General features: G+C 40.4%; 18 protein-coding genes. 17 read left to right on the forward strand and 1 reads right to left on the reverse strand.

Annotated elements, in window-relative coordinates; all coding sequences use genetic code 11:
• The first annotated feature begins 5 nt into the window (after positions 1-5).
• The 10 genes from FZF09_RS10975 (at position 6) to uvrC (ending at position 11681) form a co-directional block, all read left to right on the forward strand.
• Positions 6-1688 carry a long-chain-fatty-acid--CoA ligase gene (locus FZF09_RS10975; protein ID WP_158736638.1) on the forward strand — a complete coding sequence of 561 codons (1683 nt, stop codon included), beginning with the start codon at positions 6-8 and terminating at the stop codon, positions 1686-1688.
• A gap of 338 nt (positions 1689-2026) precedes the next feature.
• On the forward strand, positions 2027-3724 hold the full coding sequence (locus FZF09_RS10980) for a long-chain-fatty-acid--CoA ligase (RefSeq protein ID WP_158736639.1): 1698 nt from the start codon (positions 2027-2029) through the stop codon (positions 3722-3724).
• A 135-nt stretch (positions 3725-3859) separates the two neighbouring features.
• The gene (locus FZF09_RS10985) at positions 3860-4456 is read left to right on the forward strand and encodes a fatty acid metabolism transcriptional regulator FadR (protein ID WP_158736640.1); all 597 of its coding nucleotides are present in this window, start codon (positions 3860-3862) and stop codon (positions 4454-4456) included.
• Positions 4457-4481: 25 nt separating this feature from the next.
• Positions 4482-5255 carry an enoyl-CoA hydratase gene (locus tag FZF09_RS10990; protein WP_158736641.1) on the forward strand — a complete coding sequence of 258 codons (774 nt, stop codon included), beginning with the start codon at positions 4482-4484 and terminating at the stop codon, positions 5253-5255.
• 24 nt (positions 5256-5279) lie between these two features.
• Positions 5280-6053 carry an electron transfer flavoprotein subunit beta/FixA family protein gene (locus FZF09_RS10995; RefSeq protein ID WP_158736642.1) on the forward strand — a complete coding sequence of 258 codons (774 nt, stop codon included), beginning with the start codon at positions 5280-5282 and terminating at the stop codon, positions 6051-6053.
• 15 nt (positions 6054-6068) lie between these two features.
• The gene (locus tag FZF09_RS11000; protein WP_158736643.1) at positions 6069-7040 is read left to right on the forward strand and encodes an electron transfer flavoprotein subunit alpha/FixB family protein; all 972 of its coding nucleotides are present in this window, start codon (positions 6069-6071) and stop codon (positions 7038-7040) included.
• Between the two features lie 239 nt (positions 7041-7279).
• A complete protein-coding gene (locus FZF09_RS11005) occupies positions 7280-8611 on the forward strand; it encodes a S8 family peptidase (RefSeq protein ID WP_158736644.1) in 1332 nt (443 codons plus the stop codon).
• 296 nt (positions 8612-8907) lie between these two features.
• Positions 8908-9222, forward strand: coding sequence for a thioredoxin (trxA, locus tag FZF09_RS11010; RefSeq protein ID WP_158736645.1), 315 nt, complete (start codon positions 8908-8910; stop codon positions 9220-9222).
• A 290-nt stretch (positions 9223-9512) separates the two neighbouring features.
• A complete protein-coding gene (locus tag FZF09_RS11015; protein WP_158736646.1) occupies positions 9513-9893 on the forward strand; it encodes a DUF488 domain-containing protein in 381 nt (126 codons plus the stop codon).
• A gap of 69 nt (positions 9894-9962) precedes the next feature.
• Positions 9963-11681 carry an excinuclease ABC subunit UvrC gene (uvrC, locus tag FZF09_RS11020; RefSeq protein WP_233269476.1) on the forward strand — a complete coding sequence of 573 codons (1719 nt, stop codon included), beginning with the start codon at positions 9963-9965 and terminating at the stop codon, positions 11679-11681.
• Between the two features lie 218 nt (positions 11682-11899).
• On the opposite strand, the gene FZF09_RS11025 is transcribed toward uvrC, so the two are convergent.
• Positions 11900-12289, reverse strand: a complete 390-nt coding sequence (locus tag FZF09_RS11025; protein ID WP_158736648.1) for a YslB family protein — start codon at positions 12287-12289, stop codon at positions 11900-11902.
• Positions 12290-12401: 112 nt separating this feature from the next.
• Between FZF09_RS11025 and FZF09_RS11030 the strand changes: the two genes are divergently transcribed.
• From FZF09_RS11030 to ptsP, 7 genes are all read left to right on the forward strand, one after another.
• Entirely contained in the window at positions 12402-13754 is a 1353-nt protein-coding gene (locus FZF09_RS11030) for a TrkH family potassium uptake protein (RefSeq protein WP_158736649.1), read from the forward strand.
• Positions 13755-14280: 526 nt separating this feature from the next.
• Complete coding sequence (locus FZF09_RS11035; RefSeq protein WP_091581935.1) at positions 14281-14910, forward strand: succinate dehydrogenase cytochrome b558 subunit; 630 nt, start codon at positions 14281-14283, stop codon at positions 14908-14910.
• A gap of 14 nt (positions 14911-14924) precedes the next feature.
• A complete protein-coding gene (gene sdhA, locus FZF09_RS11040; protein ID WP_158736650.1) occupies positions 14925-16706 on the forward strand; it encodes a succinate dehydrogenase flavoprotein subunit in 1782 nt (593 codons plus the stop codon).
• Positions 16703-17464, forward strand: coding sequence for a succinate dehydrogenase iron-sulfur subunit (sdhB, locus tag FZF09_RS11045; RefSeq protein WP_091581939.1), 762 nt, complete (start codon positions 16703-16705; stop codon positions 17462-17464). Before sdhA ends, sdhB begins: the two co-directional genes overlap by 4 nt.
• 545 nt (positions 17465-18009) lie before the next feature.
• Positions 18010-18225 carry a helix-turn-helix domain-containing protein gene (locus FZF09_RS11050; protein WP_370514452.1) on the forward strand — a complete coding sequence of 72 codons (216 nt, stop codon included), beginning with the start codon at positions 18010-18012 and terminating at the stop codon, positions 18223-18225.
• Positions 18226-18744: 519 nt separating this feature from the next.
• Positions 18745-19008 carry a phosphocarrier protein HPr gene (locus FZF09_RS11055; protein ID WP_158736651.1) on the forward strand — a complete coding sequence of 88 codons (264 nt, stop codon included), beginning with the start codon at positions 18745-18747 and terminating at the stop codon, positions 19006-19008.
• Complete coding sequence (gene ptsP, locus FZF09_RS11060) at positions 19008-20732, forward strand: phosphoenolpyruvate--protein phosphotransferase (RefSeq protein WP_158736652.1); 1725 nt, start codon at positions 19008-19010, stop codon at positions 20730-20732. The genes FZF09_RS11055 and ptsP overlap by 1 nt, the downstream gene beginning before the upstream one ends.
• The last annotated feature ends 188 nt before the right edge of the window (positions 20733-20920 follow it).

Here is a 20920-nt window from a genome sequence, read left to right on the forward strand (position 1 = left end):
TAACAATGACAAAGGAAAAGGTTTGGCTCGCACATTATCCAAACGAAATCCCTTCATCGATCGAATATGAGGAAAGGTCTTTGCAATCCTATTTAAAAGAAGCTGCAGAAACAGAGCCTGATAAACAAGCTCTTCATTTCATGGGAAAGAATATGACGTATAAGGAAGTGTATGACAAAGCTCAAAGGCTGGCCTATCAGCTGCAGTTGCTGGAAGTAGAAAAAGGAGACAGAGTTGCCATCATGCTTGCCAATACACCGCAATCTGTTATCTGCTACTATGGGGCATTGATGGCAGGAGCAGTAGTTGTTCAGACGAACCCTCTATACGTAGAGCGAGAAATCCAGCATCAAATGAATGATTCAGGCGCGAAAGTAATGATTTGTCTCGATATTCTATTTCCGAAAGTTGAAAAAGTACGCTCAGAAACATTTCTTGAACATGTCATTGTTACGAGCATAAAAGATTATCTTCCTTTTCCGAAAAACGTTATTTATCCTTTTATTCAAAAGAAAAATACCGGTATAAAAGTAAACATAATTTATAGTGAAAATACGCATCCGTTGAAAGAATTGTTAGCGAATAAGAAAGGCAAAATCTCGGAATACTCCATTTATCCTAAAAAAGAGCTCGCTTTGCTGCAATATACAGGCGGGACTACGGGTCCTGCAAAAGGCGTGATGTTAACGCATTACAACCTAGTTGCAAATACGCTGCAATGCAGAACGTGGATGTACAAGATGAAAAAAGGAGAAGAAATTGTCCTGGCTGCTCTTCCATTTTTTCATGTCTATGGTATGACGGTTGTCATGAACCTAGCTGTTATGTATCATTCTAAAATGATCATTTTGCCAAAATTTGAGCCGGTGCAAGTGTTAAAAGCTATACAAAAGCATAAGGTGTCTCTTTTTCCTGGTGCACCGACGATGTATGTCGGACTGATCAATGAACCTAAAATTCAGAAATACGACTTGTCTTCTATTGAAGCTTGTTTAAGCGGGTCGGCACCGCTGCCGCAAGAAGTACAAGAACGTTTCGAAAAATTGACGAATGGAAAGCTTGTCGAGGGATACGGACTGACAGAAACCTCTCCCGTAGCAATATCAACACCGATTTGGGGAAAACGTAAAATGGGAAGTATTGGCGTGCCATGGCCGGATACCGAAGCTGCTATTTTATCAGCCGAAACGGGGGAAATAGCTGAGGCAGGAGAGATTGGAGAAATCATAGTGAAAGGCCCCCAAGTAATGAAAGGCTATTGGAACCGCCCCGAAGAAACAGCAGCTGCTTTTAAAGAAGACTGGTTTCTAACTGGGGATATGGGTTATATGGATGAAGATGGTTATTTTTATATCGTAGACAGAAAAAAAGATATGATTATAGCTGGAGGGTTTAATATATATCCCCGTGAGATTGAAGAAGTGCTGTATGAACATACTGCTGTTAAGGAAGCAGCAGTTATTGGGGTTCCGGATCCTTATCGAGGCGAAACCGTAAAAGCTTTTATTGTGTTAAAAGAAGGAAAAAATGTTACAGCAGAAAAATTAGAAAAGCATTGCCGTGCTTACTTGGCAGCATTTAAAGTACCTCATCTTTATGAATTTCGAACAGAACTGCCAAAAACAATGGTTGGCAAAATTTTAAAAAGAACACTTATGGAAGAAGAAAAAGAAAAGCTTCAAAACTAAAAACCAGTAAATCACATAAAGAAACGGTGCCCTGTGGTGCTGTTTCTTTATATTTTTTGAAAATTTGTTAAAAGGATGAAAGTATATTGACATAAGGAATCGGCGGCAAACCGAGTTTTTATACAAATGAGAAGGTAGAAAGAGAAAGGACCGCACCATAGAGGGAGAGCTGTGACAGGAAAAAACGTTGATAAAAAGAAAATTCCTGGTGAATTTTGGCGTTTTATATAGTTGTTTGAAGATTTTATACTTTCAAAATGAGCGACTAATCAGTACAATGAAAGAGAGAGGAGTAATGACTTGAAGAAAGGAGAGGTGAAAAAGAGGAGGTTCAACAGTTGCAAACAGAAACAGAAAGCATATGGTATGAGCAATATCCAGAAGAGATCCCCTTGGAAATTTCGTATGAAAAGAAACCTTTGCCTGCTTTTCTAAAAGAATCAGCATCACATTATGCTGATCACCATGCAATGAGTTTTTTTGGGAAGCAATGGTCTTATCAGCAGTTATTAACAGAGGCTTCTTCCTTTGCGAATCAATTAATCAAGTTAGGAATAGAAAAAGGAGACCGGGTTGCAATAATGCTTCCTAACACGCCGCAATCAGTAATTAGTTACTATGGTGTATTAATGGCTGGAGCTATTGTTGTGCAAACAAACCCATTGTATGTAGAACGGGAGCTTAATCATCAACTGATTGACTCAGGAGCAAAAGCGATCGTTTGTCTTGATATGTTTTACCCGCGTGTAATGAAAGCAATGGAAAACACAAGCCTTGAGCATGTCATTGTGACGGGCATAAAAGATGCTCTTGCTTTTCCAAAAAATATTTTGTATCCGCTTACTCAGCGGAAGAATAATGAAATGAAAATTCACGTTAACTATAATGAAGCCACTCATCAATTTCACAAACTTATCGAAGATGGAGAGTCTGCAGTTCCTGAAGTAGATATAGACCCAGAATCAGATCTTGCTTTACTTCAATACACAGGAGGAACAACTGGGCCTGCTAAAGGGGTAATGCTGACTCATTATAATCTTGTCGCAAACACAACCCAATGTTTACGCTGGATGTATAAAATGAAGCAAGGAAAAGAGAAAACGCTAGCTGTGCTTCCTTTCTTTCACGTTTATGGAATGACCGTTTCTATGAATCTATCGATTATGCATGCTGCTGAATTAGTCATCCTCCCTAAGTTTGATCCAGAGGAGGTATTAAAGACGATCGAAAAGCAGAAGATTACGCTTTTTCCTGGGGCGCCAACTATGTATATCGGGCTTTTAAATAATGAAAAAATACATGATTTTGATCTTTCCTCTATAGAAGCTTGTATTAGCGGTTCAGCTCCGCTTCCTCGTGAAGTCCAGCAGCAATTTGAAGAAGTGACAGGCGGAAAGCTGGTTGAAGGGTATGGTCTTACAGAAGCTTCACCCGTCACCCATTGTAATTTAATTTGGGAGCAGCGAAAAGAAGGAAGCATAGGACTTCCTTGGCCGGACACAGAAGCAGCAATTCTCACGCAGAACGGTAAATTTGCCCCGAAAAAAGAAATAGGCGAAATTGCTGTACGCGGACCGCAGATAATGAAAGGGTATTGGAACCGCGCTGAAGAAACATCAGCAGCTTTTAAAGATAACTGGCTTTTGACTGGTGATATGGGATATATGGATGAAGAAGGATATTTTTATATTGCTGATCGTAAAAAAGATATGATCATTGCCGGGGGCTTCAACATTTATCCTAGAGAAATTGAAGAAGTGCTTTATGAACATGAAACCATACAGGAAGCAGTAGTCATAGGCGTACCTGACCCATACTGCGGAGAGACGATTAAAGCATTTATTGTGAAAAAGGAAGGGGCAGAAATAAACGAAAAGCAGCTAGACGATTATTGCCGCAGTCAATTGGCCTCATTTAAAGTGCCTCGTTTATATGAGTTTCGCAATCAGCTTCCAAAAACGAACGTGGGTAAAATATTAAAAAGAGTGTTAATAGAAGAGGAGAAAGAAAATCGTACATCTGGGCATCCTTCCTAGTAACTCTTGAAAAGGTTTCGGCCTATTGACAATTGGTTAAAATTTTTCTACAATAGAACAAAGTTTATGAATGAATGGTCATTCACCACATGAGGCCGATCCGATTTGAAGATGTGTGAGGAAAGGAAGTTAAAGATGGGAAAAAAAAGGGGCCCGAAATACGAACAAATTATAGAAGCAGCTGTCCGGGTAATTGCCAGGAACGGCTACCATCATGCTCAAGTTTCTAAAATTGCTAAAGATGCCGGGGTAGCAGATGGAACCATTTATTTATACTTTAATAATAAAGAAGATATTCTTATTTCCTTATTTGAGGAAAAAATGAGTTATTTTGTTGAAAAAATCCGTGTGCAGCTAAAGGAAGCTGAAACGATAGAAGAGCAGATGAAAACATTAGTGACTATGCATTTTAAGCAGTTAGCTGCTAATCAAGAATATGCGGTCGTTACACAGCTTGAACTTCGACAATCCAGCAGTGCACTTCGTCAGCGCATTAATGAAGTGCTCAAAGATTATTTACGGCTGATAGAAAGCATCATTATAAGAGGTAAGGAAAAAGAGGCTTTTTCTCCTCACCTCAATGAGAAACTGGCCCGTCAGATGATTTTTGGAACACTTGATGAAGTAACGACAAACTGGGTAATGAAAGATTGTAAATATGATTTAGAAGCGTTCTCAGAACCTATCTGTGAAATGCTTCTACACGGATTTAAGGCTGGTGTTAAAACGTAACGCCAAACAAGGAGGTTACCTTTTCATGGAATGTTTCCAGATAAAAAAAGAAGGCAGCATTGCCATTTTAACATTTAAGCGTCCTCCAGCAAACGCCTTGTCCCGTGCTGTGATTACGGAATTAAATGAAGCTCTCGATACGTTAGATTCGGATGGCGAAGTAAAAGTGATCATATTGCACGGGGATGGCAAATTTTTTGCGGCAGGAGCTGACATTAAAGAATTTACTACAGTTGAAAATGGGGAAGAGTTTTCTGAGCTGGCTAGAAAAGGCCAATTATTATTCGATCGTTTGGAAGCCCTTACAAAACCAGTGATTGCTGCGATACATGGAGCAGCTTTAGGCGGCGGTTTAGAGCTTGCAATGGCATGTCATCTTCGGATTGCTGCTGAGGATGCTAAGTTAGGACAGCCGGAGATAAATCTTGGATTGATACCCGGATTTGCCGGAAGTCAGAGGTTGCCTGATTTGGTTGGAAGAGCGAAAGCAGCAGAAATGCTTCTTACTGGAGAACCTATAACAGGTGCTGAAGCAGAAAAATGGGGATTAGTTAATACAGCATGTCCAGCTGAAGAAGTATTAGAAAAAGCGACCGCATTAGCTGAAAAAGCTGCATCTAAAAGCGGCGTGACAATTAAAATGATCATGGAGCTGCTCCAGTATTCTAAACGAACTCGTTTTTCAGACGGAGTTCAAAAAGAAGCGGAACTTTTTGGTGAAGCATATGAGTCTGATGATGGAAAAGAAGGAATTCATGCTTTTTTAGAGAAGAGAAAACCGACGTTTAAAAATCAGTAACGTAAGCTTAGGAGGGACCAGGGAATGAATATTTTTGTCATTATGAAAAGAACGTTTGATACCGAAGAAAAAATCGTCATTAATGACGGAGTGATTGACGAAGAAGGCGCAGAATTTATTATTAACCCATATGATGAGTATGCGATTGAAGAAGCTATTGTTCTTAGAGACGAGCACGGCGGTGAAGTAACCGTTGTGACAGTTGGTGATGAAGAAGCAGAAAAAGAATTAAGAACAGCCCTTGCGATGGGCGCAGATAAAGCAGCGCTTATTGATGTAGAAGATATCGAAGAAGAGATAGATCATTATTCTATTAGTAAAGCGCTCACATCTTATTTAAAAGACCAGGAATACGATATTATTCTCGGCGGCAACGTCGCTGTTGATGATGGAGCCGGCCAAGTGGCGCCCCGGGTAGCAGAAGGTCTTGGCATTAACCAGGTTACCACGATTACAAATCTAGAAATAGACGGCCAAACAGCAAAAATCGAACGCGATGTTGAAGGGGATGTGGAGCAAATTGAAACCACTCTTCCGGTTCTCGTGACATGTCAGCAAGGCTTAAATGAACCGCGTTATCCGTCTCTTCCCGGTATTATGAAAGCGAAGAAAAAACCGCTGGATACTATTGATCTGGACGATTTAGATCTTGAGGAAGAAGACGTAAAAGCAAAAACAAAAACGCTCGATCGTTTCCTTCCGCCTGAAAAACAAGCAGGAAAAGTACTTGAAGGGGAAGTAGATGATCAAGTGAATGAGCTTGTCAGCTTGTTAAAAAATGAAGCAAAGGTCATATAACGGAGGGGATTTATCATGGCAAAAAAAGTATTAGTGTTAGGGGAAGTAAAAGATGGTGATTTGCGAAACGTCTCTTTTGAAGTGATTGCTGCTGGAAAGCAGATTGCTGATGGCGGAGAAGTAGTCGGTGCTTTATTTGGGGAGAATCTGAAATCACACGCTGAAAAAATGATTCATTACGGGGCAGACCGTGTGGTAACAGCAGAAAAACCAGAACTTTCTCAATATACAACCGATGCTTATACCCAAGCACTGCTGCAAGTTTGTGACCTGGAAAGTCCGGAAAGTATTATTATCGGTCATACATCAAGCGGGAAAGACCTTGCTCCTCGTGCAGCTGCTAAGCTCGATGCAGGTCTTGTATCTGACGCGGTTGATGTAGTAATGGAAAACGGAAAAGCTGTATTTACCCGCCCGATTTATTCCGGAAAAGCTTTTGAAAAGAAAGCCATAGAAGAAGGCATCGTATTCGCCACCGTTCGTCCAAACAACATTGCTCCTCTTGATGAGAATTCTTCTAGAAGCGGGGATATTTCTTCGATAAATGTAGATATTAAAGATCTTCGTACAACAATTAAAGATGTGGTGAAGAAAACAAGCGGCGGTGTCGACTTGTCAGAAGCGAAAATAATTGTAGCAGGCGGACGTGGAGTAAAAAGCGCAGAAGGATTTAAGCCGCTTGAAGAGCTGGCAGAAGTATTAGGAGCTGCAGTTGGGGCTTCCCGCGGCGCTTGCGATGCAGAATATTGCGATTATTCTTTACAAATAGGCCAGACAGGGAAAGTGGTTACACCGGATTTATATATTGCGGCAGGTATCTCCGGAGCCATCCAGCACCTTGCAGGGATGTCCAATTCGAAAGTAATTGTTGCGATCAATAAAGATCCAGACGCTCCAATCTTTGAAGTAGCGGACTACGGCATTATTGGCGACCTCTTTGATGTAATTCCGAAACTGACCGAAGAATTTAAAAAAGTAACCACATAATTACAATATATTTACCGAATAAAAGCTATCCCATAACCAAGTCAGGGATAGCTTTTATCTTTCCTGCTAGCTTGAGCAAAAATAGTTTTTTAATAGAACTTCCATACCAGGGTACTTAAGCTTTTTGTTATTCGGCAGTAAAAGTTTCTCATTTTTTACAAGGTAGACAAACTGCCGTTTCTGTTATCCTTCCTTTCTCATAATCTATGACATGCCAAACACAGAAAGGAAGGATAATTATGTTTGGATATAAAATGACAAAAATGGTACGGTCTTACAGTAACCAATTAGATAAACCGTTAAAAGAAGAAATTTTGCATTTATACGAACCATTTAAACGAATTCCGTGTTTTCTGCACAAAGCTGCCGAACTCTTTATAAATAAATCAAAACAAATGTCCGTTGTTATTGAATTTAATCATGATCATTATCAAAAAGGATACGATGAAGTTTGCCGCCTCATCAATGGCAAAAGAAAATGCGGAGTAAGAAAACAATTTCCTATCGTGTCATGCTGCAGTGCTAATGTAACACCTGCAGCCATTGAGCAAATACTCCATACTTGCAGTCATATAAAAAGAGTGTATTTAAATCGTAAAGTGACAGCCCTATTAGATACGGCGGTGTCAGCTGCTAATGCTAGAAATATAGAAAGAAATGGAGAAGAAATAGAATTGACAGGGAATGGAACAACCCTGGCAGTAGTTGACACGGGAATTCATCCGCACGCTGATCTAGAAGGCCGCATTATAGACTTTGCTGATTTTATTGGGAACGAAACCGACCCGTATGATGATAATGGACACGGAACGCACTGCGCAGGATGTGCTGCAGGCGATGGCTCTCTTTCTTCCGGGCAATATAGGGGACCAGCACCTAAAGCAGACGTTGTTGGAGTAAAAGTCCTTGATAAGAATGGATCGGGAACCTTGGAAACTATTATGCAAGGCGTTCAATGGTGTATTGATTATAATAATAATCAAGAAAATTCCATTGATATTATTAGTATGTCTTTAGGAAGCAGCGCCCAGCGGTATGAAAATGAAAAAGAGGATCCGATGGTAAAAATAGTAGATAAAGCTTGGGAAAATGGCATTGTCGTTGTGGCTGCTGCAGGAAATGAAGGACCTGAACCACAGACCATTGCAAGTCCTGGAATCAGTGATACGATTATAACCGTTGGAGCTTTGGATGATCAGGAAACAGAATTAAGAGAGGACGATGAGGTAGCTGATTTTTCAAGCAGAGGGCCTACGATATACGGAAAAACAAAGCCGGATATTTTAGCACCGGGTGTTAATATTACTTCATTACGAGCCCCAAATTCCTTGATAGATAAAACACAAAAAGCAAATAGAGAAGGGGAGAATTATTTTACACTCTCCGGAACATCTATGGCAGCGCCCATTTGTGCAGGAATTGCTGCTTTATTGTTGGAATACGAACCTCAACTTACACCCGATCGCGTGAAAGAACTATTAAAAGAAGGAGCCGATTATTGGGATGATAGAGACCCCAATAAATATGGATCCGGGTATATAAACGCACAAAACTCAATTTCTTTGTTTTAATAAGAGGGTGGCAGCAGCCCTCTTTTTGTTATTGGATAAGAGAATATACATTTTAGCGTTTTATATGTCTAGCGCAAGCGCCTACTCGCTCGAGATTCCTTCTGTTCGTCAATGGAAAGCAAAAATCAGCTTTCCATATAACTGAAAGAAAAGCCCCTTCATCAATTATTCCCACATGTTTATGCATAGACAGAGGAGGGTACATTAATCAAAGCAATTTATTCGCAACGAATAAATCATAGTGCTATAATAGCATTGAATGATTGAATGTATGCTTAAAGGAGGACTTTTTGAAAATGGCCATTGTAAATGTATCGGACCAAAATTTTGCTGATGAAACATCCCAAGGTGTCGTACTGGCTGACTTTTGGGCGCCATGGTGCGGACCTTGTAAAATGATTGCTCCTGTACTGGAGGAAATTGACTCTGAAATGGGAGAAGAAATTAAAATTGCAAAACTTGATGTAGATGAAAACCAAGAAACAGCTGGAAAATATGGGGTAATGAGTATCCCTACCCTGCTTGTTTTCAAAGACGGCGAAGTGGTCGAGCAAGTAGTAGGATTCCAGCCAAAAGAACAATTGGTTGAGCTTTTGAATAAGCATCTTTAAAACCCGATAAAAAAACTGCTGACTATGTGAGTTCAGCAGTTTTTTTATAAAGGTAAGAAATGATAAATATTTTGGCGTTTTTGATGTCTAGCGCAAGCGCCTACTCGCTCGAGATTCCTTCGGTTCGTTAATGGAAAGCAAAGATCAGCTTTCCATATGCCGACCCTCCAGGACTTGTCGCTCGTGAGCAAGGCGCTTGCGCTTTTCTTAACGCTAAGACCAACATGAGAATGAAGAATTGAATGTTCAGAATAGAATGTTTACATTTAAGGAATAAAAGGAGGCTCTTTGTGGCGATAAAAATCAAGCGAATTTATGAAAATAAAACGGATGATGACGGTAAAAGGGTGCTTGTAGACAGAATTTGGCCGCGTGGAGTGTCCAAATCAGAAGCTGAACTAGATGAATGGATAAAAGACGTGGCTCCAAGTACAGAGTTGCGGAAATGGTTTAACCATGATGAAGAAAAATTTAAAATGTTTGCAGAAAAATATAAAAAGGAATTACAATCAAATAAAAAAAGGAAAGAAGCTTATGATGAACTTGTCTATCAAGCTAGTTCTAAAAAAGTGACGCTTTTATATGCAGCGAAAAATGAGAAATACAACCATGTAATTTTGCTTAAAGACTGGATAAAGGAAGATATAAGCAATATCGGAATGAAAACGTGAGGTGCGTAAGGTTTGAGCCAACTAAAAGAAAAACTGGCAGTGCTGCCTGCACAGCCTGGTTGTTATTTGATGAAAGATAAACACGGAACGATTATTTATGTCGGCAAAGCGAAAGTGTTAAAAAACCGGGTTCGTTCTTACTTCACCGGCTCCCACGATGGGAAAACCCAGCAGCTTGTCAGTCAAATCCGTGATTTTGAATATATTATTACTTCTTCAAACGTAGAAGCTCTCATATTAGAGATGAACCTTATTAAAAAGCACGAGCCAAAGTATAATGTTATTTTAAAAGATGATAAATCGTACCCTTATTTAAAAATAACAAATGAAACCCACCCCCGCCTCATAACGACGAGAAAAGTGAAAAAAGATGGAGGGAAATATTTTGGTCCTTACCCGAATGCCGGGGCGGCCAACGAAACAAAAAAACTTCTCGACCGCCTGTACCCGCTAAGAAAGTGCCGAACGCTTCCAGATCGTGTCTGTCTTTATTATCACATTGGACAATGTCTTGCTCCATGCGAATTTGAAGTGACACAAGAAACCAATCAAAAACTAGTAGGCGAAATGGTTCGTTTTCTAAACAACGGTCATCAAGAGGTGAAAAAAGAGCTGCAGGAAAAAATGGAGAAAGCTGCAGAAGAATTAAACTTTGAACGAGCCAAAGAAATGCGTGATCAAATGCAGGACATTGATGCAGTCATGGAAAAGCAAAAAATGACTATTAATGACCAAGTAAACAGGGATGTTTTCGCATACGCTTACGACAAGGGCTGGATGTGTGTACAAGTATTTTTTGTCCGGCAAGGCAAGTTAATAGAAAGAGATGTATCTATTTTTCCTTTTTATCAAGCTCCAGAAGAAGATTTTCTTACGTTTTTAGGTCAATTTTATTTAAAAGAAGAACATTTAAAACCAAAAGAAGTACTGCTGCCTGAACGATTGGATATAGAAATGGCAGAGCAATTACTTGAAGTGAAAGTAGTTCAGCCGAAAAGAGGTAAAAAAAGGGAACTTTTGCAGCTTGCTGAAAAAAATGCGGTACAAGCTCTAAAAGAAAGGTTTGAGTTGATTGAAAGAGATGAAGAACGGACAATCAAAGCGGTAGAGGATCTTGGCCGAACGCTTCAAATAGATGTCCCTCATCGTATTGAAGCCTTTGATAATTCAAATATTCAAGGTACCGATCCGGTGGCAGCTATGGTCAGCTTTATGGACGGAAAGCCATTTAAAAAAGATTACCGTAAGTACAAAGTGAAAAGCGTAGATGGTCCGGATGATTATGCCTCCATGAAGGAAGTAATCCGCCGGCGTTATGTACGGCTTCTCAAAGAAGATGCTCCGCTGCCAGATTTAATTTTGGTTGATGGCGGTAAAGGGCAGTTAAGTGCCGCAAAAAGCGTGTTAGAAGACGAGTTAGGGTTAACAGTACCAGTAGCTGGTATGGCCAAAGATGAAAAGCACAAAACCTCGGAACTGATCATGGGAGAGCCAGCACAAGTAGTGCCGTTTAAACGTAACAGCCATGCATTTTATTTGCTGCAGCGCATTCAAGATGAAGTCCATCGTTTTGCCATTACATTTCACCGCCAGACTAGAAAGAAGAATATGTTTACTTCTATTCTTGATGACGTACCAGGAATAGGCGAAAAAAGAAAACGGCAGCTGCTTAAACATTTTGGGTCAATGAAAAAAATAAAAGAAGCATCATTAGAAGATTTTCGAAAGGTTTCTCTGCCTGACCAAGTATCAAGAGAACTTATACGAAGGCTGCATGAAACCGAATAAAGCATCCGTTTTGAGATGGAATACGCAAAGCGGATGCTTTTTTGCACTCTAGAAATGTATAAAAATTTAGCGTGGATGAATGATCGACGTCGTCAACATTTTGCGGAAATCAGTATAAGTGCAACGAGGTAATCGTCTTCGCCCAAAGGATTAACGCCAGCCAAGTTTTCTTTACTTTTTTAGCCGATGGTACTCGGCCGCAGAGCAAGTTTTGGTTATTAACGGTCCCAATGTACTTCAAAGGTAATATGTTTACGTTTTTCTATTATGTATGTTTCTGCTGTTTTTCCTTTTAAATTCTCGATTTGTTCTGCAAGAAATCCTGCCTCAAGGTGCCGGTCTATGGATTGGTGTTCTGTTGTTGGAGGCAGTATGAAATCAAAATGATATTCTCTTCTTTTTTCTTTTGTTATTTTAAGCTCTCCCCATCCAGCTTGATTAAAAAAAGACACAATATCCTGTAAGTCTTCGGCAGGGTATTTTCTTGCAATTGTTTTACCGCCCCAATACATTATATCCGCTTCTTCTTTTCCTAACAGTTCAGGAATCAGCGTATTTCGAAGCAGGGTATAGCTGAAACTCGCATAGTTGTTTTCGTTTTCTTCCATTCTAACCGTCCTTTCCCCACTAGTATTATACCGCTTAAAATTAAAAATCTCTATAGCTTCCGCATATTAGAAATGATATACTAAAGCCCGAATTCTTTCGGAGGTAAGCGATATGAAAAAGGGCTTAGAACATTTTATGACTCCTTTTAGGATGATCATTGTTTCTTATATTCTATCTATGTTTTTGATCAGCTTCCTTCTATGGCTTCCGTTCTCACAGCAGAGCGGAGTAAACTTGAACTATATGGAAGCGTTATTTACATCTGTATCAGCAGTGAGCGTTACCGGTCTAACGGTAATCAATGTATCTGAAACATTAAGCTATACAGGTGTGTTTTTCCTGGCTCTTGCTATGCAGCTGGGCGGAATTGGAATTATGTCTCTTGGTACCTTTGTGTGGATGTTGTTTGGAAGAAAGATTAATTTATCTAAGCGTCTTTTAATTATGGTAGACCAAAATCAGTATCAGTTTTCTGGCATGGTTAAACTGATGCGAGGGATAATACTACTTGCATTGGCTATAGAAACGATAGGTGCTCTTGTATTGGGGACTTACTACCTCCAGTATTTTGATACGCCGGCACAAGCTTATTATCAAGGTGCTTTTGGCGCATTAAGCGCCTTTACTAACGCTGGTTTTGATGTTACAGGGGAGTCATTAATTCCATTTGCCAACGATTATTACGTTCAATTTATCGTTCTGCTCCTTATTTTCGCTGGTGCTATTGGCTTTCCAGTATTGATGGAAGTAAGAGAGTATTTTATGACAAAAGGGAATCATTTTAAATTCAGCTTATTTACAAAAGTAACCGTTACGACTTATTTTTTAGTATTTATTTTTGGTGCACTAGGGATATGGATATTAGAAAAAGATATGTTTTATGAAGACATGGCTTGGCATCAGCAGTTTTTTTATACTATTTTTAACTCGGCAACTGCAAGAAGTGCCGGTTTATCAACGATGGATATTGCAGATTATACCATGCCGACAATGTTGTTTATTTCCTCGTTAATGATTATCGGGGCGAGCCCTTCAAGTGTAGGCGGAGGGATTCGAACTACGACGCTTGCTGTGATGTTTCTTGCCATTCGAAGTTTTGCGCTAGGGAAAAGTGATGTGAAAGTTTTTGGACGTGAAATTCATCCAGAGGATAAGCAAAAAGCGTTTATGGTCCTATCTTTCTTTCTGTTTGGACTATTTGCAGCCGTTACGCTGATAAGTGCATTTGAACAAGGGAATAGAAATGTAGAATTAATTGACATTATATTTGAAGCGAGCTCTGCTTTTGGTACGTGCGGGCTGTCGACTGGTGTGACTCCTGATCTATCACACAGCAGTCACATATTGTTAATGGTATTAATGTTTATCGGCCGTGTTGGCATTTTAGTTTTCTTGTTTTCTGTTAAGAAAAAAGAAACCAAATCTCATTATAAATATCCGACGGAGCGTATGATTATAGGTTAATAATACAAAAATAAGGAAAAAACCGGTTTCTTATGATTTATGCATAGGAGACCGGCTTTTTGGACTGAAAAAGCTGTATCCGTTTTCTTGACTAGCCATGAAACTGGGAGTACAATAAATTTGTCGGATTTATGAAAAGAAAGGGGAACAGTGCTGATTCGTCAGACTAATCAGTCTCATTCACTTTTCTTTTTTTCATATTCTTTCTGTATACAGAAAGAGCGAAGAAACAAAGACTAGGATTAATTCCAAAGGCACGGTATGTTTCCCATACATATGTGAACATTTAAAAAAACAGTCTATTGTTTAAACAGAAGTTTTTGCTTGTACGTTAAGAAATGTATAAGCAGAGACTTAGGCTTCCGCCATTTAAACTTGGGGGCAAGCCGGGTTTTTATAATGGAATGATTTTCGGGAACGAAAACCAAACCTTTGGAAAACGGGAGGTCGTTTCATCGGACGAGGGTTAGACAAATAACTACAGCGCAGAAAAATGAGGAAAAAAACTTTTGGGAGGAACATTAGCATGGCTGAAAACCGTGAATTTATGAATCGCAGGCTCCATTCCCTGCTGGGTGTTATTCCTATTGGGATTTATCTGGTCCAGCACTTAACGGTAAACTTTTTTGCAACTCGCGGAGCAGAAGCATTTAATGAAGCTGCTCACTTTATGGAAACTTTGCCGTTTCGGCTTTTTCTAGAAATAGTTGTAATCTATCTTCCTATTTTGTTTCATGCTATTTATGGACTGTATATTGTTTTTCAAGGGAAAAGCAATACAAAAAGGTACGGATACTTTCGTAACTGGATGTTTTTGGTTCAAAGGATTACAGGAGTATACTTAGTTATTTTCATAGCGTGGCACGTTTGGGAAACGCGTGTACAGGCTGCTATGGGTGCAACAGTAAATTATGATATGATGGCAGATATACTAAGCAGTAATTTTATGTTGATCTTTTATATTATTGGGGTATTATCTGCAACCTTCCACTTTTCTAACGGTCTTTGGTCTTTTCTTGTGTCGTGGGGTATTACTGTTAGTCCGCGGTCACAGCAAATTGCCACTTACGCAACGGTCGCTATTTTTATAGCACTGTCTTTAGTAGGGATGGGAGCATTGCTTGCTTTCATCAATCCTGATTTAGCCAATATTTAAGGAGTGGGTCTTACATGAGCAATGGTAAAATTATCGTAGTCGGCGGAGGCCTCGCGGGGCTTATGGCGACGATAAAAGCAGCAGAGGCGGGCAAGCAGGTAGACCTTTTCTCTGTCGTCCCGGTAAAACGATCTCACTCTGTTTGTGCCCAGGGCGGCATTAACGGAGCGGTAAATACAAAAGGGGAAGGCGACTCTCCTTGGGAACACTTTGATGATACTGTGTATGGCGGTGACTTCCTGGCTAATCAGCCGCCAGTTAAAGCTATGACAGAAGCTGCTCCTGGTATCATCCATTTGATGGACCGTATGGGAGTTATGTTCAACCGTACAGCTGAAGGACTGCTAGACTTCCGTCGTTTCGGCGGCACGCAGCATCACCGGACAGCATTTGCGGGAGCAACAACAGGTCAGCAGCTTCTATATGCACTAGATGAACAAGTACGCCGGTATGAAGTGGCAGGACTTGTAAGTAAATATGAAGGCTGGGAATTTACATCAGCTGTTATTGATGAAGAAGGCCGCTGCCGCGGAATTTCTGCACAAAACCTCCGTTCCATGGAGATTGATACGTTCCGTGGTGATGCTGTTATTATGGCAACAGGCGGGCCTGGAATTATTTTTGGAAAATCAACAAATTCCGTTATTAATACAGGGTTTGCTGCTTCTAAACTTTATGAACAAGGCGTTTATTATGCAAATGGGGAATTTATTCAAATTCACCCGACTGCTATCCCTGGAGATGACAAACTTCGTCTCATGAGTGAATCAGCACGCGGGGAAGGCGGCCGAGTGTGGACGTACAAAGATGGTAAACCTTGGTACTTCCTTGAAGAGAAATATCCGGCTTATGGTAACTTAGTGCCGCGTGATATTGCTACACGTGAAATCTTTGATGTATGCGTAGAGCAAAAGCTTGGTATCAACGGTGAAAATATGGTGTACTTGGATTTATCCCATAAAGATCCAAAAGAGCTTGACGTTAAGCTCGGCGGAATTATGGAGATTTATGAGAAGTTTATGGGCGATGATCCTCGAAAAGTGCCAATGAAGATTTTTCCTGCTGTTCACTATTCTATGGGCGGTATGTGGATAGACTACGATCAAATGACAAATATTCCTGGTCTGTTTGCAGCTGGAGAATGTGATTACTCCCAGCACGGTGGTAACAGACTCGGGGCTAACTCGCTCGTTTCTGCTATTTACGGCGGTATGGTTGCCGGTCCGAAAGCTGTGGAATATATGAGCGGTTTAGAAAAGTCAGCTGAAGATCTTCCTTCTTCCCTGTATGATGATGAGAAGAAGAAAGAACAAGAAACGTTCGATAATATAATGAAAATGGAAGGCACTGAGAATGCTTATGCCCTTCATAGAGAACTCGGCGAATGGATGACCGATAACGTAACAGTGGTTCGTGATAACGAAAAACTTTTGAAAACAGATGAAAAGATTCAAGAACTTATGGAACGCTGGGAAAATATTAATATGACCGATACATCAAAATGGAGCAACCAGGCTGCTTCTTTCACCCGTCAGCTCAAAGGCATGCTTAATCTCGCTCGAGTAATTACACTTGGTGCTTACCATCGTAATGAGAGCCGCGGTGCTCATTATAAACCGGAATTTCCAGAGCGTAATGACGAAGAATTTTTGAAAACAACCAAAGCGAAATATAATCCTGCAAAAAATGGACCTGACTTCGAATATGAGGATGTTGACGTATCATTGATTAAACCTCGTAAACGTGATTACTCAAAAGGTAAAGAAGGGTCCAAGCAAGGAGCTGGTAACAAATGAGCGAAGATAAAAAAATCCGTTTTATAATTACACGTCAGGAAAGTCCAGATAGTGAACCTTATGTTCAGGAATTTGAGCTTTCTCATCGTCCGAATATGAATGTCATTTCTGCCTTAATGGAAATCCGCCGTAATCCGGTTGACGCTAATGGAAAAGAAACAGCTCCAGTTATTTGGGACATGAACTGTCTTGAAGAAGTTTGCGGGGCCTGTTCTATGGTAATTAACGGAAAGCCGCGCCAATCTTGTACGGCGCTAGTAGACCAGCTAGAACATCCTATCCGTCTCGAACCAATGAAGACATTCCCTGTTATCAGAGACCTCATGGTGGATCGGAGCAGAATGTTTGATTCGTTGAAAAAAGTAAAAGCATGGATTCCAATTGATGGGACATATGATCTTGGACCTGGACCTCGGATGGCAGAAAACAAACGTCAATGGGCTTATGAACTATCTAAGTGCATGACCTGTGGTGTTTGTTTAGAAGCCTGCCCTAATGTTAACGATAATTCCGACTTTATCGGTCCAGCTCCATTGTCGCAAGTGCGTCTCTTTAACTCTCATCCAACAGGCGAAATGAATAAAGCAGAACGTCTGGAAAGTTTAATGGGCGACGGAGGACTTGCTAACTGCGGTAATTCGCAGAACTGTGTGCAATCCTGTCCGAAAGGGATTCCGCTTACGACTTCGATTGCAGCTTTAAACCGTGACACTGCTTTGCAATCATTCAAGAATTTCTTTGGAAGCGACAAAATGTAAACAACTCTTACACTGCCCCGCAAAAATGTAACTTTTGCGGGGCAGTTTTTCATATAAAATTAAATTGAATCCATTTCATAAGTACTATTTTAATATCAAAAACGAACATTCGATTGATTATAGCGGAAGGCGTCGACTCCTGTGGGATAAGCTTGAGCTGAAGACCCCGCAGGCAGCTTGCTGCTGAGGAGGTTTAAGCGGAACCCGCGGCAAAGAAGACACTACGAGAACGAACAAAGGGAGTTGGAGTAGATGGCGCGCTAGTGCCCTGAGAGGGTGAAAGCGTCTGCCTGAAGCGAAAATCGAACAATAACGATGAAATTTTATATAACGTTTGTTTATAATGAAATGAAAAAATGATGAAATTCATTCGAATAACAAATTATTATGGATATTTTTCCTAATACAGCAACAGATGCCCGTAACAGAGTGTCTTAAGATAGCATAAAATATGCTGACTATATTCTTTCCATACTCCGCCCCTTTCGCCGGAAGGTAAAGGACGGGGACAGCCTTGTCAAGAAAGGGTGAAGCCATTGAGGGAGATGGACAGAGGCCACCGTACCTTGCTTACTAAACGGGAACGGGAAGTCTTTGAATTGCTTGTCCAAGATAAAACCACGAAAGAAATAGCTGCCCAGTTATTTATTAGTGAAAAAACAGTTCGTAACCATATATCAAATACTATGCAAAAGCTGGGAGTGAAGGGGCGTTCTCAAGCCGTGATTGAATTAATCAGGATGGGGGAACTTACTATTTAATGTTTTACCCGGCTTTTCATTTTCAGGAAGGCCGGTTTTTTTTCGCATTAAAGGTTAATAAAAATAAGCTTGCTGCTTCAACTAGTAAATGCTATAATGATTTTTGTAAATATGTACGCGGTTTTGTTTTAACTAAAAAATGAAGATAATGAACATTTACGTGTTACTGACACGATCAGGCATGAGTAAGTGCATAAAGAGGAAAAACTACCTTCTTTTTAGTGTTTTTTCTTGCTTTTTTGCATTTGCTCATGCTTTTTTTATACTGTTTAAAACGCTGTAAACAGTAAGGCAACAACGGACGGCCATCGCCGGCAGAAGTCTAGTTGCCGCCGATATGGTCTATGCTTTGCAGACTCTGTCGCGGCTGCCCGTGTACTGGTGCTTTTCTAATTTATTTTTTAAGGTTAAAACATAAGGGAAAGTGGAAACGTAAGAATAATCGTTTGCTTGACCTAGCGTATCATTACTTAGTATCTTTATGAAAGCGATATAAATATTGGAAAAGGGGTAATGAACATGCAGCAAAAAACTTTTACAATCACAAATGATACAGGGATTCACGCTCGTCCAGCCACACAATTGGTAAATAAAGCAGGTCAATTTTCTTCCGAACTCACACTGGAATACAATGGAAAATCAGTTAATTTGAAATCCATTATGGGTGTTATGTCCCTTGGTGTAGGAAAAGGTGCAGAAGTTACTATTACAGCGGAAGGCGGCGACGAAGAAGAAGCGATGCAAGCTGTAGAAGAAGTAGTAAAAGAAGGGCTTGGAGAGTAATGACAAACATTTTGAAGGGGATCGCCGCTTCAAAGGGAATTGCGATCGCAAAAGCTTTTGTTCTTGAACAGCCCGATATGGATATTGAAAAAAATGCAGTAGATGATGTTGAGGCAGAAATCAATCGTTTTAATGAAGCGGTAAAAAAAGCAAAAAATGAACTGCAATTGATTAAAGAAAAAACACTGAAGGAAATGGGAGAAGAACAAGCAGAGATTTTTTCTGCTCATCTTCTCGTATTAGACGACCCGGAAATATTAGACGGTGTTACAGCAAAAATTAAAGAAGAGCAGTTGAATGCTGAATACGCCATGAAAGAAATGGCTGACATGTACGTTACGATGTTTGAAGGCATGGATAATGAGTACATGAAAGAACGTGCGGCAGATATTCGTGACGTTTCACAGCGGGTGTTATTGCATCTTCTAGGAATTGAAAACACAAGCTTGGCTTCGATTCAAGATGAAACCGTTGTAATTGCCGAGGATCTGACTCCATCAGACACAGCTCAATTGAATTTAGATTACGTGCTTGGTTTTGCTGCTGATATCGGAGGACGCACTTCTCATTCAGCGATCATGGCTCGTTCCATGGAGATCCCAGCGGTTGTTGGTACTAAAGAAGCCACTGCTTCCATTTCTACGGGAGATACAATTATCGTTGATGGCATGGAAGGTAATGTACTTATCAATCCTGAGGAAAGTGTCATCGAAACATACAAGGAAAAGTTAAATGACTATCTCCGCCAAAAAGAAGAGTGGGCTAAGCTTGTAAATGAACCGTCCGTTTCCACAGATGATCATAGAGTAGAGCTTGCTGCCAATATTGGAACACCTGAAGACATGGATGGTGTGCTCTCAAATGGAGCAGAAGGCATCGGGCTGTACCGTACAGAGTTTCTTTATATGGGACGAAATGAGCTTCCAAAAGAAGAGGAGCAGTTCGAAGCTTATAAAGAAGTATTAGAGCGCATGGAAGGAAAGCCTGTCGTTATTCGAACACTTGATATCGGCGGTGACAAAGAACTCCCGTATTTAGACCTTCCAAAAGAACTTAATCCATTTCTCGGGTTTCGCGCTATCCGTCTCTGTTTAGAAGAAACGGACATGTTTCGTACGCAGCTTCGTGCACTGCTTCGCGCAAGCGCCTTCGGTACGTTAAAAATTATGTTCCCGATGGTAGCGACGGTAGAAGAAGTCAGAGAAGCAAAAGCTATTTTAGGAGATGTAAAACAAGAGCTTATTAAAGAAGGACATGTTGTTTCTGAGGAAGTGGAAGTCGGTATTATGGTGGAAATTCCTTCTACTGCTGTGGCAGCTGATATTTTTGCAAAAGAAGTAGACTTTTTCAGCATCGGGACTAATGATTTAATCCAATATACTTTAGCTGCAGACCGTATGAGTGAAAAAGTGGCTCATCTTTATCAGCCATATCATCCAGCCATTTTAAGACTCATTAAAAATGTTATTGATGCAGCCCATAAAGAAGGAAAGTGGGCCGGCATGTGCGGAGAAATGGCAGGGGAAGAAACGGCTGTACCGCTTCTTCTCGGGCTGGGGCTCGACGAGTTCAGTATGAGCGCCACATCTGTACTGCCAGCTAGAAGTCAAATCCGTCAATTGTCTAAAAAACAAGCTGAAACGTTAGCAGAAGAAGCCATTCAACTATCAACTGCCGATGAAGTAGCTGCATTGGTAAATAAAAAAGGCTTTATCGTTTCTTAACATAATCAAAATGTGTTCTGCCGTGCTGAGATAATCTTGGCCGGCAGTTTTTTTAAAAGGTAAGAAATTACAAATATTAGGCGTTTTACATGTCTAGCTCCGCGCCTACTCGCTCGAGATTCCTTCGGTTCGTCAATGGAAAGCAAAGATCAGCTTTCCATATGCCGACCCTCCAGGACTTGTCGCTC

This window comes from Alteribacillus sp. YIM 98480, assembly GCF_009765375.1.
Classification (GTDB): Bacteria; Bacillota; Bacilli; order Bacillales; family Marinococcaceae; genus Alteribacillus.

Excerpts from the sequence above, each read along its gene's own strand:
- sdhA (WP_158736650.1), top strand. The coding sequence starts at position 14,925 with ATGAGCAATGGTAAAATTATCGTAGTCGGCGGAGGCCTCGCGGGGCTT.
- FZF09_RS10995 (WP_158736642.1), top strand. The coding sequence starts at position 5,280 with ATGAATATTTTTGTCATTATGAAAAGAACGTTTGATACCGAAGAAAAA.
- trxA (WP_158736645.1), top strand. The coding sequence starts at position 8,908 with ATGGCCATTGTAAATGTATCGGACCAAAATTTTGCTGATGAAACATCC.
- FZF09_RS11005 (WP_158736644.1), top strand. The coding sequence starts at position 7,280 with ATGTTTGGATATAAAATGACAAAAATGGTACGGTCTTACAGTAACCAA.
- FZF09_RS11025 (WP_158736648.1), bottom strand. The coding sequence starts at position 12,289 with ATGGAAGAAAACGAAAACAACTATGCGAGTTTCAGCTATACCCTGCTT.
- FZF09_RS10990 (WP_158736641.1), top strand. The coding sequence starts at position 4,482 with ATGGAATGTTTCCAGATAAAAAAAGAAGGCAGCATTGCCATTTTAACA.
- ptsP (WP_158736652.1), top strand. The coding sequence starts at position 19,008 with ATGACAAACATTTTGAAGGGGATCGCCGCTTCAAAGGGAATTGCGATC.
- sdhB (WP_091581939.1), top strand. The coding sequence starts at position 16,703 with ATGAGCGAAGATAAAAAAATCCGTTTTATAATTACACGTCAGGAAAGT.
- FZF09_RS11000 (WP_158736643.1), top strand. The coding sequence starts at position 6,069 with ATGGCAAAAAAAGTATTAGTGTTAGGGGAAGTAAAAGATGGTGATTTG.
- FZF09_RS11050 (WP_370514452.1), top strand. The coding sequence starts at position 18,010 with ATGGACAGAGGCCACCGTACCTTGCTTACTAAACGGGAACGGGAAGTC.
- FZF09_RS11035 (WP_091581935.1), top strand. The coding sequence starts at position 14,281 with ATGGCTGAAAACCGTGAATTTATGAATCGCAGGCTCCATTCCCTGCTG.
- uvrC (WP_233269476.1), top strand. The coding sequence starts at position 9,963 with ATGAAAGATAAACACGGAACGATTATTTATGTCGGCAAAGCGAAAGTG.
- FZF09_RS10975 (WP_158736638.1), top strand. The coding sequence starts at position 6 with ATGACAAAGGAAAAGGTTTGGCTCGCACATTATCCAAACGAAATCCCT.
- FZF09_RS11030 (WP_158736649.1), top strand. The coding sequence starts at position 12,402 with ATGAAAAAGGGCTTAGAACATTTTATGACTCCTTTTAGGATGATCATT.
- FZF09_RS10985 (WP_158736640.1), top strand. The coding sequence starts at position 3,860 with ATGGGAAAAAAAAGGGGCCCGAAATACGAACAAATTATAGAAGCAGCT.
- FZF09_RS11055 (WP_158736651.1), top strand. The coding sequence starts at position 18,745 with ATGCAGCAAAAAACTTTTACAATCACAAATGATACAGGGATTCACGCT.